Below are 18,451 nucleotides of genomic sequence, written 5' to 3' on the forward strand. Positions count from 1 at the left end.
TTATTGTCGAGGTGGACGCGGCCTCAGCCGTCGAGGAAGTTCTTCAGCAGCGCGTGGCCGTGCTCGGTCAGGATCGACTCGGGATGGAACTGCACGCCTTGCACGGGGTGCTCGCGGTGGCGCAGGCCCATGACCTCCTCCATCGAACCGTCCTGGTTGTCGGTCCACGCGGTGATTTCCAGGCAGTCCGGAATACTGGCCTTGTCGACCACCAGCGAGTGGTAGCGCGTCGCGGTGTAGCCATCGGGCAGCCCGGCGAACACGCCGGTGCCGAGGTGGCGGATCGGCGAGGTCTTGCCGTGCATGATCCGGCCGGCGCGCACGACCTGCCCGCCGTAGACCTGGCCGATGCCCTGGTGACCCAGGCACACGCCCAGCAGCGGCGTGCGCGGGCCCAGCTGGCGGATGACGTCCAGCCAGACGCCGGCCTGATCGGGTGTGCACGGGCCGGGCGAGATCACGATCCGCTCCGGCGCCAGCGCCTCGATCTGCGCCACTGACAGCTCGTCGTTGCGGATCACCTTGACCTCCGCGCCGAGCACCTGCAGGTACTGGACGAGGTTCCAGGTAAAGCTGTCGTAGTTGTCGATCATCAGCAACACGTCACAGCCCCCTTGCCGCTTGCGCGACCGCGCGGAACAGCGCCCGGCCCTTGCTCATGGTCTCTTCCCATTCCTTTTGCGGGTCAGAATCGTGGACGATGCCGGCGCCGGCCTGCACGTGCAGGCGGCCGTCCTGGATCACCGCGGTGCGGATCGCAATCGCGGTGTCGGCATCGCCATGCCAGCCCAGGTAACCGATCGAGCCGGCGTAGACGTTGCGCTTGACCGGCTCCAGCTCGCGGATGACCTCCAGCGCTCGGATCTTCGGCGCGCCGCTGACGGTGCCGGCCGGGAAGGTCGCGCGCAGGACGTCGGCATAGGACAGCCCCGGTTTCAGCGTGCCGGTCACCTCGCTGACGATGTGCATCACGTGGCTGTAGCGCTCGATCACGAATTGCTCGCCGACTTCCACCGTGCCCGGCTGGCTGACCCGGCCGACATCGTTGCGGCCCAGGTCGATCAGCATCAGGTGCTCGGCGCGCTCCTTGGGATCGGCCAGGAGCTCGGCTTCCAGCGCCTCATCCTCGGCCGGGGTGGCGCCGCGCGGTCGCGTGCCCGCGATCGGGCGCACCGTCACCATGCCCTGCCCGGCCTCGTCGAACTGCAGGCGCACCAGGATCTCCGGCGAGGAGCCGACCACCTGCATGTCGCCGACGTCGAGGAAGTACATGTAGGGCGACGGGTTGAGTGCCCGCAGCGCGCGGTAGACGTCCACCGGACGCGCCTTGAAGGGGACGCTCAGGCGCTGGCTGAGGACCACCTGGAAGATGTCGCCATCGAGGATGTATTGCTGGGATTGCTCGACGGCCTTGATGAAGCCCTCGCGGGTGAAACCGGAGACGAAGTCGGCCTCGTCCAGGCCGTAGGAATCCAGGGTTTCCGGATACGCGGTGCCGCTGTTGCGCAGGCGGTGGACCAGCTGGTCCAGGCGCCGGTTGGCGCGCGCCCACGCCTGCGGTTCGGACGGGTCGGCATGCACGATCAGGTAGAGCCGGCCCTTGAGGTTGTCGAACACCGCGACTTCCTCGCTGAGCATCAGCAGGATGTCGGGGGTGCCCAGCTCGTCGGTCTTGGCCTCGCCGTCCGCGCCGGGCCCGCCCAGCCGTGGCTCGATGTACTGGATGCACTCAAAGCCGAACCAGCCGACCAGGCCACCGGTGAATCCGGGCAGGCCGTCGATGCGCGGCACCGAGTGTTGCGAGCGCAGGCGCTCGACCTCGGCGAACGGATCGGCCACATCGCGCGCCTCGACCAGCTCGCCGTGCTCGGTGACATACAGTGTGTTGCCGGCAAACGCGTACACGCGACGCGCCGGTAGGCCGATGATCGAATAGCGCCCGAAGCGCTCGCCGCCTTCGACCGATTCAAACAGGTAGGTGTGCGGCCCGTCGGCCAGCTTCAGGTACACCGAAAGCGGCGTGTCCAGGTCCGAGAGGACCTCGCGCACCACAGGGACGCGGGTATGCCCGTCAGCGACGTGCTGCTGGTACTGCTGGTACTGCGGACTGTCTGGGGTGGAACTGTCTGGCGGGGTCATGCGGCATTTCCTGCAGATGCGACGGGACGGGAGCGACGGCGACAAGCGACCATCGCCAACCGGTGTCGGCATTGCGGAAATGCAGGTTCGCCCTTGGAATCATCCCGGTACTGTAGCGGGTTGCCGCGCACTGTGCGACAGGGTCGGGACCGCTGCGGGTTGTTTAAACCGCTTCTCGGCGCTGACCCACCGCGGGTAGATAAACGACCAACTCGGTCCCCTCACCCGGCTCGCTGGTGACCTGGATGCTCCCGCCTGCGTCGCCGATCATCGAAGCGACCAGGGACAGCCCCAGACCCGTCCCTTCTCCCCGCGACTTCGTCGTAAAAAAGGGTTCCAGCAGCTGGCGGCGAACGTTCTCGTTCATGCCGATACCTGTGTCGGAAAACCCGATCCGGGCCTGCCCATCGCTGGCGTCCACGGCGACGCTGAAGTGCCCGCCCCCAGGCATCGCGTCGCCGGCATTGGCGGCGATGTTCAACACCATCAATTCGAACTGCGCCGGGTCGAACAAGATATGGACCGGGACGATCGGCCCTTCGATATCGATCGCGATGTCGGGGCTCAGAAGTTGCCGCAACATCGGCCGCAGGTCATTCACGGCGGCTGCCACATCAATGGTTTCAAGGGAGCGGGCATCGGCGCGACCGAAGTCGAGCAGTCGGGTGGCCACCGCGGCAGCCCGACGCGATGCGCCATCCACACCCTGCAGTGCTTCACGCATGGCAGCCGGCTCCGCACTCTGCAGCCCTTTCCCGGCGTATCCCTGCACCAGACCGAGGAGATGGTTGAAGTCGTGCGCAAGCCCGCTGGACAGTCGCCCCACCACCTCCATCTTGCGGGCGTGGATGAGCTGCTCCATCACGCGCTCGCGCTCAAGAATTTGCGCTTCCAGCAACTCGTTTGACACGACAAGTTGATCGCTGCGCTGCTTCTCAGCGGCAAGGCTCTCGCGCAACGCCGTGGCAGCCCGGTCCACCACCGCCGTGATGAGCACGAACATCAGGCCACTGACGATCCCGTCGGTGACCATCCCGCTCGCCGGCTCGCCGGACAGGATATCCACCCGCACCCCGAGCGCGAACGCTCCCAGAACGGCGATACACATTGACCATACGGCTCCGCGGCCAATCATCAGCCCGGTGGTGACGATCCAGACGGTGAGCAAGGGTTGCTCGAACCGGTTGCCGGTGAAGCCGACGTTTGCGTGGGACACCAGCATCATAATTGCCGTCACCACCATCAGCTGCCGCACCGCCCACTGGAACCTGCCAGTGCGCACGAGATACAGGCTGAAGCCCGCGAGCGCATAAAAACCCATGCTCAATGCAAAGCCGAGCGTCTCGTCTTCGCGCCAGGGGATGTCTTTCAGCAGGCTGAATCGGTACGCCCAGATTGGTGGTGCCGTGCCGAGAATGACCAGCATGACCACCTGGAGGACCGGCGCGTTGCGCCGGTCGACGGGGTCGACGATCGGCACCTCGCCAAGCCATCGCATGAACGCCTTCCAGGGCGATACGCGTGGGGATCTGACGGAAGCAGCCTCAGACGTTGCAACGGGATCCATGAGTGGCTCGGATGGCGGTGGATGCGGCGAGCCCAACCTCGCGCCGGCCTCGCAGCACGATAGGCTATCGCGGCCGCGCGATGCGGTCATCCGTTGCCGATCGGGTTCAGGCGCCGCGGGAACCCATCGCAGAGCCCGCGGCGTCCACCCTCCCCCGTCAGTAGCTGCCCACCAGATTGATGAACCAGCCCTTGTGGTGGTAGTCGAAGTTGGTCAGGTCATCACTGAAATCGGTGAAGTTGTAGCCCACACCCAAGCGGAAGTTTCGGTTGATGTCGCGGTCCACGCCCGCCAGCCAACCCTGTTTGGTGCCGCCGTTGTCCACATCCAGCCAGCGGTACTCGGCCAGGGCGTGCCATTTCTGGATCAGCTCGTAACGCACCTGCCCGGCGGCAAAGGTCGTTGCCGAATCGGCCCAGGCACCGGTACCGCGACCGTAGCGCACCTCGCCTTCGCGACGGGCCAGCTTTGCGGCGTACTCCCAGTGCTGGTCGTGCTTGTACACGCCTTCCAGAGACAGGACCTGAGAGCGCTGGTCGTAATCGGCACCACCGACCTGACCCAGCGTGGACAGGTCGTACAGGTAGGTGTATCGACCGAACAGCCCCCACCGAGTGCTGTTCCACGGACGGTAGGCGAAGCCCAGGTTGGCTTCGGCAAAGCGGGCACCGGCGGCGGAATCAAGCTTGTCCGTGGTCTCGGAATAATTCGCCCGCGCGGCCAGGCTGAGGCTTTCATTGAGCTTGTGCATCAGGCGGTTCGTGGTCACCCACTGCTCGCGCTGCTCGGCACCGGTGTCGCGACGCCACTCCAGCTTGCTCTGCCAGTCGGTGCCCGGCGAGGTGCGCCCGCCATTGATGCTGACGGCGCGGCGGTCGACGTTGCCACCCTCGGCATTGGTCAGGTCACCCTGTTGCAGTGTGAAACCGGTGTTCCAGCCCTGGGCCGGATAGAGATCCATCCCGAATGTGTGCGCCAGGCCGGACGCGCTGGGCGTCTTCAGGAACTGGCTCTCGTTGAACAGGTTCACCTGGTTGGACAGGCGCCAACGCTGGCCGAGCGTCCAGCCGTTCTGCCGGTTGGTGTTGAACAGCGGGTCGTACTCGGTGCGGTCGGTCGAGTAGGTGTAGGCGCCGTAGAGGCTGTGATCGGTATCGATGCGGTACTCCGCATCAACCTGCGCGGAGTCGCCCCGGTCGCCGGTGGTGATTTCTGCGCCCACCGTCGAAAGGTCGCCAAACAGATACTTGCCTCCAAGGGTGAGCGCATCGTTATCCGCATAGCGCCCGCTATCGTCTTCCAGCGTGAACTGCGCGGTTCCGTAGAGCTCCAGCGCGGTACCGATCCGCTGCGCGTACTTCACCGCGCCCAGCGTGCCGACGGAGTCGCCACTGCTGCGTTTCTCGTCAACCCGGCGCACCTCGCCACTGAGGGTGCGGTCCTCATCGATCCGCCACTCCGCGGTCAATTGGGCCTGGGTGAGGCTCTCAGCCGCACGTTCGGCGCGGCTGGCGCGGGCGTAGATCCCCAACGAGCCGGTCAATTGGCCCGTCAGTTCAGCGCCGTACTCTTCGACGTCGGCGCCAGTGTCATAACGCGACACCGAATAACCGGCATCGACGCGACGCCACCACGCACCCGCGGTCCAGTCCCGCTCGATCAGGCCCAGTTCCTTGAAGTTCACGCGGGCATCGACCGCGCTGGCCTCACCGCTACGTGGACCCACCGGATTGAGCTGGGTGAAGGTGAAACCGCCGTTGTCGGAGAAGAACACCGGCGCGCTGGTGGACTCGGTGCGGGTGTGCTCCAGCTTCAGGTACGTGCCCTTGCCTGCCTGCAGCGTCAGATCGGCGCCGGCGAGCGTGTAGTCGTCGCCCGCACGGTTCTCATCGACGTAGGTCAGGCCCAGGCCGATATGGTCCCCGAACCAGTGCTTGCCGCGGAAACCCGCCGCCACCTGGTCGGCATCAAAGCTGGTGGGCACCCACTCATAGTCGACCAGCAGGCGCTGCTCGAAGCCGTCCAGGGGATGGTCACGGGTCAAGGTGGGAATGTTTTCGCGGGTCATCTGGGCCAGCGGCCGGGTCAACAGCAGGCGACCCTGGATCTCGTCGATCTCGTAGTCCGCGCCACGCAGCAGGTCGATGCGGTTCTCCACACGACCGGTCGTGCGATCGCGTACCTCAAGCACAACGACGTCCGAGCCTGGCAAGACGTCGGTGTGCCTCAGGTAGTACAGGCTGCCGCCGGTGCCGGTGAACTCGCTGTGGCCCGGCGCGGTTTGCGCTTCCGAGCCGAACACGCGCACCTGGGTGTTGGGATCGCCCCAGACGTTGTTGCCCAGCGAACGCCAATCCAGTGCCGCGCCATACAACGAGCGCACGTACTGGCCGTACTCGGTGCCGGTGAAACCGGTGGTGTAGTTGCCCCACAGGGCCTGGTTCTTGTCCCAGTCGGCGCGCAGGTAGAAACGGCCCATCGTGTCCACGTCACGGTAGGCGGTCGAATCGTCGCCGTAGGTCGGGTAGTACATGTCCGGGTCAAGGCGGCGGAAGATATCCTGCGGCTCGGCCCGGGTGAAGCCCGAGAAAAGACGCTTCACGTCGCGCTGGGTGGTGTCGGCCTGCGCGGTGACCAGGTACTTGCCGTCAAACTTGCCCTTGGCATAGAACGCCAGCCGGCCATCGGCCAGCACGTCGTCGTTGTACCTGCGATCGTTTTGGAACGGCGTTGTTGAGCCACTGATGCTGTTCTGCGAAATCGTGACATCGGCCAGGGCGACCGCAAACAGGTACTTGCCCGAGACGTCTACATCCAGGGTATGCCGCAGCGGCTCAGCGCCGCCATCCAGCTCGATCTCGAACGGATGCTGCCCCACCGGCGCCAGAAACTCGGCGACGAACTTGCGCTCCATATCCACCGGGTAGCGCTCGCCGTTGATCTTCAGCGCGTAATCCTGCGGCAGGTTGCGCCCCTGCAGGCGGATGCGTGAACCGCGGATGGGGATGTTCTGCTGACGCAGTCCGTCGCCGGCAAATACCCGATCGACGAGACTCTGCGTTTGCGCCTGCTCCACGCTCATGGCGCTACCCAGGGATTTTTCCAGGCTGTCCCGGATCTGGCTCGCTCCGCGCGAGGCTTCTTCCTCGCTGACCAACTGCAGGGTGCGCGGTTGGGTTTCGTCGAAGCGGCCGTCCTTGTCGTAGGCACGCAGCACGTAGACCAGCTCGTCGCCCTTGCGGAAGCGGAACTTCGAGGGCAGCGCTCCGTCCCAGTCGGTATTGGAAACGGCAGCGACATCGATCGGGATCTGCGTCAGCGGATCGATCAGGTCGCCGTCGGCAGCCCGGTAGATGGTCAGCTCGTAGCGATCGATGAACGCGGGATAGTTGCTGCGCACGTAAAACGCGACCGGCTTGGTGATGCGCTGGCCGTCGAAGGGCACCATGGACGGCGCGGAGATCGACAGTTCCGGCTGGCCCAGCGCCGGGTCCTCGGTAGCCCAGATCACGCCGCCATTGGGCAGCGTCATGCTGAACTTGCCGGTCACCGTCGCCCTGCCCGGCGAGACCAGGCCCACCGAGACGCGGCGGTCGGGTTGAAGCGCGCCCGACGAGGAACGCTCGCCGGTACCGGTGGTCACCGGCTGGGCCAGACCGCGGGTGCGCAGCTTGAACAACACGCCTTCCCCGACGCGGCAAGCTTCCGGACCGCAATCCATTGCGGCTGGCACGGCGTCGACGACATCGGTGGCAGCGGGCACTGGCTGCTGCGCGGCGGCCGTGCCGGCCATCCCTGCAAGCAGGCTGATCAAGGTGTAGTCCAACAATTTCATTTGCATGCTCATGATCCGCCCCTCACTTGTTGCCGGCGGCAGGGGCTGCCGCGTCATTGCTGGCCTCGACCCGCAGACCAGCGCGGACCTCCGGACTCAGGTGGTGGGCTATCGCCTCGTAGACCGCGGTGGCACGGCGCAGGCCAAGAGCCCGGTTGTAGGCGGCCGATCCGCGTACGTCGGTGTGCCCGACCAGCACGACCGTGCCTCCACGGCGCTGCTCCAGCGTGGTTGCGACCTCCTCGATCAACGCGTTGTACTGCGGTCGGATAGCGGACTTGTCCGTATCAAACAGGACCGTTCCCAGCAGCACCTCGTCACCCTTGAAGCCGACGAGTGTGCTGTTTTCGTCTGCCGCGTCTTCGCGCACCGAAATCGTGGTCTTTTTCGCCATGTCCTCCGGCAGCGGACCCATCAGCAGGGCCTTGAGCGCCGTAGCGCGTGCCAGTGCAAGGTCCTCGCCGTCGGCTGTGAAGCCACCGGTGGTCTGGATGGCCAGCGATCCGCCGTCGTGCTTGAGCAGCTTGTCGCTCAGCTCCCTGATCGCCGGCAGATAGACATCGCGAACCTCCGCACTGCCCGGAGCGAACAGGATCTCCTCCAGAGTCACCTCCAGCTCCTGCGCACCACCGGTGATCTCTTCGACCGGCAACTTGACCCCAAAGTCGAAGCGCACCGGAAGCCCCGGGGTGATGCGTCGGACCAACGGGTTGTCGGTGGTGAACTGCGCACCGGCCGGCAGCGTCGATGGATCAACCTTCAGGATGAAGTTGCGTCCGCGCGCCCAGTCGCCACCGGCCACTCCGGCCAGGTGGTAGCGACCGTACTGATCGGTCTCGATAAGCAGGCCCTCGACCGAGGCGATGCGCACGCCCGGAATGCCACGCTCGTCGATCCCGGTATTGGTGATCACGTAATCCACCGCATACCCGTCACCCACCTGCGCGACCCGCCGCTCAACCGTTGGAGCGGCTGAAGTCAGGCCCTTGGCGGCCTCACCCTGGTGCTCGACCGTGGTATTGCCCGCGGCATCCATACGCACCGTGACGCCCTGCTTGCTGGTCAGGACGAAGTCTCCGGTGAATGCCAACTCCGACAGACGCTGGCTGATCACCACGCGGTGGTCCTCGAGCGGATCGGCCTCAGACGCACGCCCGCTGATCTGGCCAACGCTGATGCCATGGAGCATCGGCGCGCTGGCATCGCGCTGCGTTATTGGCCCCTGGCCGCGGTCGACCGTGGTCGAACCGGCAACGTAGGCAGTGCCGGCAAATCCACCCTGCACCTGCACGTTGTCGAGTGTCGCGCTGTCTTGCCAGCCATCGCCATCGCGGTCGTCAAAGACAGTGCCCAGCAGCAGGCTGTCGTCGACCATGGCATCGGCCACGAGCGCCACTTCAGCGGTGGCGATATTGGACAACGGGGTCTCACCGTCAGCCGCGTAGGCCTGGGCCTGGTTGATGTGGCTGCCCGGACGGACGCCCGCGCCAACCCGCATCAGGTACACCAGCGTGGCATTTCGGCCCGCCGCGATATCCAGACCGTCAAAGCGCAGCGGATTCTGACCACTGACCGTGCCCGCATTGTCGCCGTCGGCCACCGTCAGCGAGCCTTCCACATAACTGAATCCAGCCGGCGGTGTATCCAGCACCGAAGCTGCCGCGACGTTGGCGGAACCCACGTTTTCCACCGTCAGCGTGTAGCGGACAAGATCGCCGATCTTGACCTCGCGGACGCTGGCGGTCTTGACCAGGCGCAATGCTGCCTCGCCAGTTACCGTCACGACCACGGTGGCCTCGTCGCAGATCGCGGCCGGCACCGAGGTGTCGCAGATCCGATATGCGAAGCTGTCCTCCCCCGTAAAGCCCTGGTTGGGCGTGTAAACGACGCTGCCATCGGGGTTCACGCTGATGCTGCCGTTGGACGGGGGGCTCACTTGCGTGACGGAGCCCGGATCCAGCGGCGCACCGGTTGAGGTGTCATTGGATGGCACCGGAATGGTGACTGGTGTATCCACCTCGGTCCTGCTCTCGTCGTCGATGGCTTCGACCACGTTCGGCAGGATCGTGATCGTCACCGTAGCGATGGCGCAGTTGCCCGGGTTGAGCGCTTCGCAGATCTGGTACTCGTAGGTGTCGATGCCGGAATAGCCCGGATCCGGCGTGTAGGTGATCGTGCCGTCCGGATTGACCGCCACCTCGCCATGCTCCGGCTGGCGCAGTAGTTCTATCTCGACATCGACCGGGTTGATCGGCGCACCATTGAGTTTGTCGTTGCCCAGCACCGGCGTCGTCACCGGCGTGTTCTGAGGCGTGGTGTCGCTGTCATCGTCCGCGTCGATCTGCGGCTTGGCGACAGGCACCTCGACGCTCGGGTTGCACTCCTGGGCGGTGGATCCAACCGGGCAAGCGTTCCCGGCTGATACCAGTGCGGTGTTGACCACCACACCCGCATCAGCGTTGACCGCGGTCACCACATAGCTACCGGCAAGCACGCAGGCGGCACCCGGCTCCAGGCTGGCGCAGGTGATCGATCCCGGCGTGATCAGGGCATCGGTGATTTCCACGTCCGTCAAAGTCACGTTGCCGGTGTTTGTTGCGGTGATGGTGTAGGTCAGCGTGTCGCCGACGGTCACCGAGCCGCTGCCATCTTCATCGGCATTGCCCGACATCACCTTGGTGGAGGCGATGGACGGATCACCTTCGATGACCGTGGTGGTCGATGAGGGCGGGCTCTCGACCGGCGGACTGTTGGGCGGGGTGCCGCCAGCGGTCGCGGTGTTGACCACCTCACCGGCATCCACATCGGCCTGGGTCAAGGTGTAATCGGCGTTGCAGGTCGTGCTTGCACCCGGAGCCAGTGTGGTCACCGGGCAGGTGATCGCACCGGCCAGCAGCGGATCGGTCACGACCAGATCTTCGATCGTCACGTTGCCGGTGTTGGTCACCAGGAAGCTGTAGCTGATCGTGTCGCCCACGGCGTTGCCGTTGGCGGTGCCGGTCTTCACCAGGCTCAGCGACGCGGCCGGGGTGATGGGGGTGGTGACCGTGGAGGGCGGGCTGTCGATCGGGTCATCGCCCGGGGTCTTGCCGCCGGCGGTCGCGGTGTTCTCGACCTCACCGGCATCGACATCGGCCTGGGTCAGGGTGTAATCGGCCGTGCAGGTCGTGCTCGCACCCGGGGCCAGCGTCGTCACCGGGCAGATCGGGGCAACCGACAGCAGCGGATCGGTGACGACCAGGTCGGTGATCGTGACGTTGCCGGTGTTGGTGACCTCAAAGCTGTAGGTAATGGTCTCGCCCACGGCGTTGCCGTTGGCGCTGCCGGTCTTCACCAGGCTCAGCGACGCAGCCGGGGTGATGGGGGTAGTGACGGTCGACGGCGGGCTGTCGATCGGGTCATCGCCCGGGGTCTTGCCGCCAGCGGTCGCGGTGTTGACCACCTCGCCGCCATCGATATCGGCCTGGGTCAGGGTGTAATCGGCGGTGCAGGTGGTGCTTGCACCCGGAGCCAGCGTCGTCACCGGGCAGGTGATCGCACCGGCCAGCAGCGGATCGGTCACGACCAGATCTTCGATCGTCACGTTGCCGGTGTTGGTCACCAGGAAGCTGTAGCTGATCGTGTCGCCCACGGCGTTGCCGTTGGCGGTGCCGGTCTTCACCAGGCTCAGCGACGCGGCCGGGGTGATGGGGGTGGTGACCGTGGAGGGCGGGCTGTCGATCGGGTCATCGCCCGGGGTCTTGCCACCGGCGGTCGCGGTATTGACCACCTCACCGGCATCGATATCGGCCTGGGTCAAGGTGTAATCGGCCGTGCAGGTGGTGCTTGCACCCGGAGCCAGCGTGGTCACCGGGCAGATCGGGGCGACGGCCAGCAGCGGATCGGTCACAACCAGGTCGTCGATCGTCACGTTGCCGGTGTTGGTCACCAGGAAGCTGTAGCTGATCGTGTCGCCCACGGCGTTGCCGTTGGCGCTGCCGGTCTTCACCAGGCTCAGCGACGCAGCCGGGGTGATGGGGGTAGTGACGGTCGACGGCGGGCTGTCGATCGGGTCATCGCCCGGGGTCTTGCCGCCAGCGGTCGCGGTGTTGACCACCTCGCCGCCATCGATATCGGCCTGGGTCAGGGTGTAATCGGCGGTGCAGGTGGTGCTTGCACCCGGAGCCAGCGTGGTCACCGGGCAGATCGGGGCGACGGCCAGCAGCGGATCGGTCACAACCAGGTCGTCGATCGTCACGTTGCCGGTGTTGGTCACCAGGAAGCTGTAGCTGATCGTGTCGCCCACGGCGTTGCCGTTGGCGCTGCCCGTCTTCAACAGGCTCAGCGACGCAGCGGGGGTGATGGGGGTGGTGACCGTCGACGGGGGGCTGTCGATCGGGTCATCGCCCGGGGTCTTGCCGCCGGCGGTGGCGGTGTTGACCACCTCACCGGCATCCACATCGGCCTGGGTCAGGGTGTAATCGGCGGTGCAGGTCGTGCTTGCACCCGGAGCCAGCGTCGTCACCGGGCAGGTGATCGCACCGGCCAGCAGCGGATCGGTCACGACCAGGTCCGTGATCGTGACGTTGCCGGTGTTGGTCACCAGGAAGCTGTAGGTAATGGTCTCGCCCACGGCGTTGCCGTTGGCCACACCAGTCTTCACCAGTGCCAGCGACGCGGCCGGGGTGATGGGGGTGGTGACCGTGGAGGGCGGGCTGTCGATCGGGTCGTCGCCCGGGGTCTTGCCACCGGCGGTCGCGGTGTTCTCGACCTCACCGGCATCGACATCGGCCTGGGTCAGGGTGTAATCGGCCGTGCAGGTCGTGCTCGCACCCGGAGCCAGCGTCGTCACCGGACAGGTGATCGGACCGGGCAGCAGCGGGTCGGTCACGACCAGGTCGTCGATTGTTACGTTGCCGGTGTTGGTCACCTCAAAGCTGTAGGTAATGGTCTCGCCCACGGCGTTGCCGTTGGCCACACCAGTCTTCACCAGTGCCAGCGACGCGGCCGGGGTGATGGGGGTGGTGACCGTCGACGGGGGGCTGTCGATCGGGTCATCGCCCGGGGTCTTGCCGCCGGCGGTGGCGGTGTTGACCACCTCACCGGCATCCACATCGGCCTGGGTCAGGGTGTAATCGGCGGTGCAGGTCGTGCTTGCACCCGGAGCCAGCGTCGTCACCGGGCAGGTGATCGCACCGGCCAGCAGCGGATCGGTCACGACCAGGTCCGTGATCGTGACGTTGCCGGTGTTGGTCACCAGGAAGCTGTAGGTAATGGTCTCGCCCACGGCGTTGCCGTTGGCAGAGCCGGTCTTCACCAGGCTCAGCGACGCGGCCGGGGTGATCGGGATGGTGACCGTGGAGGGCGGGCTATCGATCGGGTCATCGCCCGGGGTCTTGCCACCGGCGGTCGCGGTGTTGACCACCTCACCGGCATCCACATCGGCCTGGGTCAGGGTGTAATCGGCGGTGCAGGTCGTGCTTGCACCCGGAGCCAGCGTGGTCACCGGGCAGTTGATCGGACCGGCAAGCAGCGGATCGGTCACGACCAGATCGTCGATCGTCACGTTGCCGGTGTTGGTGACCAGGAAGCTGTAGGCAATCGTGTCGCCCACGGCGTTGCCGTTGGCCACACCAGTCTTCACCAGTGCCAGCGACGCGGCCGGGGTGATGGGGGTGGTGACCGTCGACGGGGGGCTGTCGATCGGGTCATCGCCCGGGGTCTTGCCGCCGGCGGTGGCGGTGTTGACCACCTCACCGGCATCCACATCGGCCTGGGTCAGGGTGTAATCGGCGGTGCAGGTCGTGCTTGCACCCGGAGCCAGCGTCGTCACCGGGCAGGTGATCGCACCGGCCAGCAGCGGATCGGTCACGACCAGGTCCGTGATCGTGACGTTGCCGGTGTTGGTCACCAGGAAGCTGTAGGTAATGGTCTCGCCCACGGCGTTGCCGTTGGCCACACCAGTCTTCACCAGTGCCAGCGACGCGGCCGGGGTGATGGGGGTGGTGACCGTGGAGGGCGGGCTGTCGATCGGGTCGTCGCCCGGGGTCTTGCCACCGGCGGTCGCGGTGTTCTCGACCTCACCGGCATCGACATCGGCCTGGGTCAGGGTGTAATCGGCCGTGCAGGTCGTGCTCGCACCCGGAGCCAGCGTCGTCACCGGACAGGTGATCGGACCGGGCAGCAGCGGGTCGGTCACGACCAGGTCGTCGATTGTTACGTTGCCGGTGTTGGTCACCTCAAAGCTGTAGGTAATGGTCTCGCCCACGGCGTTGCCGTTGGCCACACCAGTCTTCACCAGTGCCAGCGACGCGGCCGGGGTGATCGGGGTGGTGACCGTGGAGGGCGGGCTGTCGATCGGGTCATCGCCCGGGGTCTTGCCGCCAGCGGTCGCGGTGTTCTCGACCTCACCGGCATCCACATCGGCCTGGGTCAGGGTGTAATCGGCGGTGCAGGTCGTGCTCGCACCCGGGGCCAGCGTCGTCACCGGGCAGTTGATCGGACCGGCAAGCAGCGGATCGGTCACGACCAGATCGTCGATCGTCACGTTGCCGGTGTTGGTCACCAGGAAGCTGTAGGTAATGGTCTCGCCCACGGCGTTGCCGTTGGCAGAGCCGGTCTTCACCAGGCTCAGCGACGCGGCCGGGGTGATCGGGATGGTGACCGTGGAGGGCGGGCTATCGATCGGGTCATCGCCCGGGGTCTTGCCACCGGCGGTCGCGGTGTTGACCACCTCACCGGCATCCACATCGGCCTGGGTCAGGGTGTAATCGGCGGTGCAGGTCGTGCTTGCACCCGGAGCCAGCGTGGTCACCGGGCAGTTGATCGGACCGGCAAGCAGCGGATCGGTCACGACCAGATCGTCGATCGTCACGTTGCCGGTGTTGGTGACCAGGAAGCTGTAGGTAATGGTCTCGCCCACGGCGTTGCCGTTGGCAGAGCCGGTCTTCACCAGCGACAGCGACGGGACGCCAACAATCGGCGTGGTCGTGGTCGACGGCGGGCTGTCGATCGGGTCATCGGCCGGGGTCTTGCCGCCGGCAGTGGCGGTATTGATCACCTCGCCGGCATCGATATCGGCCTGGGTCAGGGTGTAATCGGCCGTGCAGGTCGTGCTTGCACCCGGGGCCAGCGTGGTCACCGGGCAGTTGATCGGACCGGCCAGCAGCGGATCGGTCACGACCAGGTCCGTGATCGTGACGTTGCCGGTGTTGGTCACCAGGAAGCTGTACGCAATCGTGTCGCCCACGGCGTTGCCGTTGGCGCTGCCGGTCTTCACCAGGCTCAGCGACGGGACGCCAACAATCGGCGTGGTCGTGGTCGACGGCGGGCTGTCGATCGGGTCATCGCCCGGGGTCTTGCCGCCGGTGGTCGCGGTGTTCTCGACCTCACCGGCATCCACATCGGCCTGGGTCAGGGTGTAATCGGCGGTGCAGGTCGTGCTTGCACCCGGGGCCAGCGTGGTCACCGGGCAGTTGATCGGACCGGCAAGCAGCGGATCGGTCACGACCAGATCGTCGATCGTCACGTTGCCGGTGTTGGTCACCTCAAAGCTGTAGGTAATGGTCTCGCCCACGGCGTTGCCGTTGGCAGAGCCGGTCTTCACCAGGCTCAGCGACGCGGCCGGGGTGATCGGGGTGGTGACCGTCGAAGGGGGGCTATCGATCGGGTCATCGCCCGGGGTCTTGCCGCCGGCGGTGGCGGTGTTGACCACCTCACCGGCATCCACATCAGCCTGGGTCAAGGTGTAGTCGGCCGTGCAGGTCGTGCTTGCACCCGGAGCCAGCGTCGTCACCGGGCAGGTGATCGCACCGGCCAGCAGCGGATCGGTCACGACCAGGTCCGTGATCGTGACGTTGCCGGTGTTGGTCACCAGGAAGCTGTACGCAATCGTGTCGCCCACGGCGTTGCCGTTGGCGCTACCGGTCTTCACCAGACTGAGCGACGCAGCCGGGGTGATGGGGGTGGTGACGGTCGACGGCGGGCTGTCGATCGGGTCATCGGCCGGGGTCTTGCCGCCGGCAGTGGCGGTATTGATCACCTCGCCGGCATCCACATCGGCCTGGGTCAAGGTGTAATCGGCCGTACAGGTGGTGCTTGCACCCGGGGCCAGCGTGGTCACCGGGCAGGTGATCGGACCGGCAAGCAGCGGATCGGTCACGACCAGATCGTCAATCGTCACGTTGCCGGTGTTGGTCACTAGGAAGCTGTAGCTGATCGTGTCGCCCACGGCGTTGCCGTTGGCCACACCAGTCTTCACCAGGCTCAGCGACGCGGCCGGGGTGATGGGGGTGGTGACCGTCGACGGGGGGCTGTCGATCGGGTCATCGCCCGGGGTCTTGCCGCCGGCGGTCGCGGTGTTGACCACCTCACCGGCATCCACATCGGCCTGGGTCAGGGTGTAATCGGCGTTGCAGGTGGTGCTTGCACCCGGGGCCAGCGTGGTCACCGGGCAGTTGATCGGACCGGCAAGCAGCGGATCGGTCACGACCAGATCGTCGATCGTCACGTTGCCGGTGTTGGTCACCAGGAAGCTGTAGCTGATCGTCTCGCCCACGACGTTGCCGTTGGCAGAGCCGATCTTCACCAGTTCCAGTTCGCCGGCGCCGGTTACAACAGTTGGATCCTCGGGATTACAACGACCCTCGACTGGGCAGGCCGGGTCGCCGCCACCGCTTACGCTGGCAGCATTCACGACGCTGGGAAGCGCCGATTCACCCACCGAGACCGTCAAGGTGATCGGCGGCGCGGGATCGCCCGCAGCAATGATGCTGGCCGTGGTGCAGGTCACCATCTGCCCAGCAGCCGAGCAGGACCAGTCCGTGCCGGTGCCGGAAACAAAACCCAAACCGGCCGGCAGCGTGTCTACGACCGTGATAGCACCACTGGTCGGGCCGTCGCCATTGTTGGTCAGTTGGAGGGTGTAGGCGCCGTTCGTACCGACACTGAAGTTGCCGGTGTGCGATTTGGTGAGGGTCAGCTGCGGTAGCTTGGGCTGGATCGTTGTGGGTGCGCTGGCGCAACTGGTGGTGGTGATATTGCACAGCGCCCCGGGAGCCGACGGGGGGTTGCCACTACCGCCAGGATTGGTGGCGGCGTAGTTGGTAATGGAACCCGCCGATTCAGGAGCGGTCACCGTCAGGGTAAATGCGCGCGACGCGTTCGAAGCAATCGCGCCCCCGGCCAGGGTGCAAGTAAGCAGTGCACCCGGGGCACTGGGGAAGGTGCCGCAGGACGCACCCGACGCGGACGTCGCAATGACGCCAGGCGGAAGCTGATCACGAACCACCACATTGTTCGAGGTGGCTGTTGCACTGTTGTTGACGACGGTAAGCGTGTAATCAAAGCTTTCGCCGGCAACGGCCGTCGCAGGACCGGTTTTGTCCACCCGCACGTTGGTCTGGGTGTTTGTCCAGCTGCTGGTGTTGTTGGCCGGGTTGAGATCGCTGACGGTGATGCTGGCCGTGTTCGTGATGCTGGCGACGTTCGCCGGCGTCGCTGTGACGGTGTAGGTCAGATAGGACCCTGAGGTCGGCGCGGTGCCCGGGTTGCCTGCCGATGCGTTGACCGGCAGCGCGCCGGTGACCACCGAATAGGCATTGCCGACATTGCTTGCTGGTGGCCCGCAGACCGCAGATCCGCTGGCCGCACAGCTCCAGCTGATATTGCTGAGACTGGCCGGCAAGGTGTCACTGAACATCACCTCGGTCGTTGCCACCGGACCGTAGTTCCACACCTTGATCGAGTAATTGAACGGCGTGTTGGCGACGTAGGTGTCGGGACCGGTCTTCTCGATGCCCAGATCGGTCGGGATGTTGGCGCAGTTGGCGTAAGAGGCGGGATCCTGCGGATCCATCAGCTGCGTGGCCGGGATGATCTGGGTGACGTTTCCGGGCGTGGTCCAGCGCAGGCGCAGGTGGTTGTTTCCGCCCTGGTTGTTCCAATAGACGCGAGCCACGTAGCAGGAGTTCGCTTGCGTTATCTGGAAATTGCCCGGCAGGTTGGCGTAGGTCGTGTCGTTGGCCGTCCAGGATCCCAAGTCGCCGACCGGAACGTTGTAGTTGAAACTACGGTAGTTGGCTGCGTTGCCCGCGCTGAAGGTCGTCGAGAACCCGACCCGCACTTCGTCGTCATGCGCGACTGAGAATCTGTAGGTGCCGGGCGTCGGGAAACGGATGACCGCATAGGCCACGCGCCCCTGGATCCAGCGACGGCACGAGTCCGTGCTGGTGTTTCCCGGACGACACAACTGATCAGCGCTATTGGGCCAATCGAAAGTCGCTGAAGTACCGCTGGAGGCGATGTTCGCCGGAGTGGCGCCGGCGAATTCGACCAGGTTCTGCAGCTGCTGCGGCGATTCGTTCGGCGTGCCGTTCGGCAGGTCGTTGACATAGAACGGAACCTGTGGATTCGCAGGCACGTTTCCGTTGCCGCGATAGTCGTCGTAGCGCACGGTCGCCAAAGCGCTGGCCGAGAAGAGAACCAGGAACAGCGCGAAAAGCGACAGCGCCCAGGACCTGCGGGCGTTGTCACCAGCGATGCCGGAAACCGTCACGGTGCCGGTGTTCGCCAAAGGTACCGATCCCGCCAACGTCGACGCCGACGCCGACGCCGATACCTTGACCGCCGCCGCTCTCCCGAAAAGTTCTTGCCCCATCACGCTCTCATCCTGATTCGTCATTATCTGGCGCACACAGGCACGCCGGATCCGGTGAGCTGATGAGCCCGCCGGACAACTGGTCAACTAGGGTGATGGCCGTCGCGGACACGACGGTCGATCCTTCAAAACGCCGCAGAACGCGACGTCAGCCCCCCGGTTCGGGGAGGATTGTAGTGACACCTGTCACAGAAAACACTTGCTATTCTTCACAAAAAACAAACCGCTGTGATGCAGCGCAATATTGAGATATCTGAGGAAATAAAAACGCGAA

Annotated in this window: 5 protein-coding genes; all 5 read right to left on the minus strand. The window is 65.5% G+C overall.

The genetic code is table 11. The features are described 5' to 3' along the window. Positions 1 to 23 precede the first annotated feature (23 nt). On the minus strand, positions 24 to 602 hold the full coding sequence (locus tag INQ43_RS10825) for an aminodeoxychorismate/anthranilate synthase component II (protein WP_194036455.1): 579 nt from the start codon (positions 600 to 602) through the stop codon (positions 24 to 26). Position 603: 1 nt separating this feature from the next. After that, the gene (trpE, locus tag INQ43_RS10830; RefSeq protein ID WP_194036456.1) at positions 604 to 2,139 is read right to left on the minus strand and encodes an anthranilate synthase component I; all 1,536 of its coding nucleotides are present in this window, start codon (positions 2,137 to 2,139) and stop codon (positions 604 to 606) included. Positions 2,140 to 2,302: 163 nt separating this feature from the next. Further along, entirely contained in the window at positions 2,303 to 3,637 is a 1,335-nt protein-coding gene (locus INQ43_RS10835; RefSeq protein ID WP_194036457.1) for an ATP-binding protein, read from the minus strand. A 226-nt stretch (positions 3,638 to 3,863) separates the two neighbouring features. Next, a complete protein-coding gene (locus tag INQ43_RS10840; protein WP_228062499.1) occupies positions 3,864 to 7,553 on the minus strand; it encodes a TonB-dependent receptor in 3,690 nt (1,229 codons plus the stop codon). Positions 7,554 to 7,563: 10 nt separating this feature from the next. Next, positions 7,564 to 18,177, minus strand: a complete 10,614-nt coding sequence (locus tag INQ43_RS10845; RefSeq protein WP_194036459.1) for an Ig-like domain-containing protein — start codon at positions 18,175 to 18,177, stop codon at positions 7,564 to 7,566. Between the last annotated feature and the right edge of the window lie 274 nt (positions 18,178 to 18,451).

Origin of the sequence: Lysobacter sp. H23M47, from assembly GCF_015209765.1 — a bacterium.
In the GTDB taxonomy this organism is placed as follows: Bacteria; Pseudomonadota; Gammaproteobacteria; order Xanthomonadales; family Xanthomonadaceae; genus Novilysobacter; species Novilysobacter avium.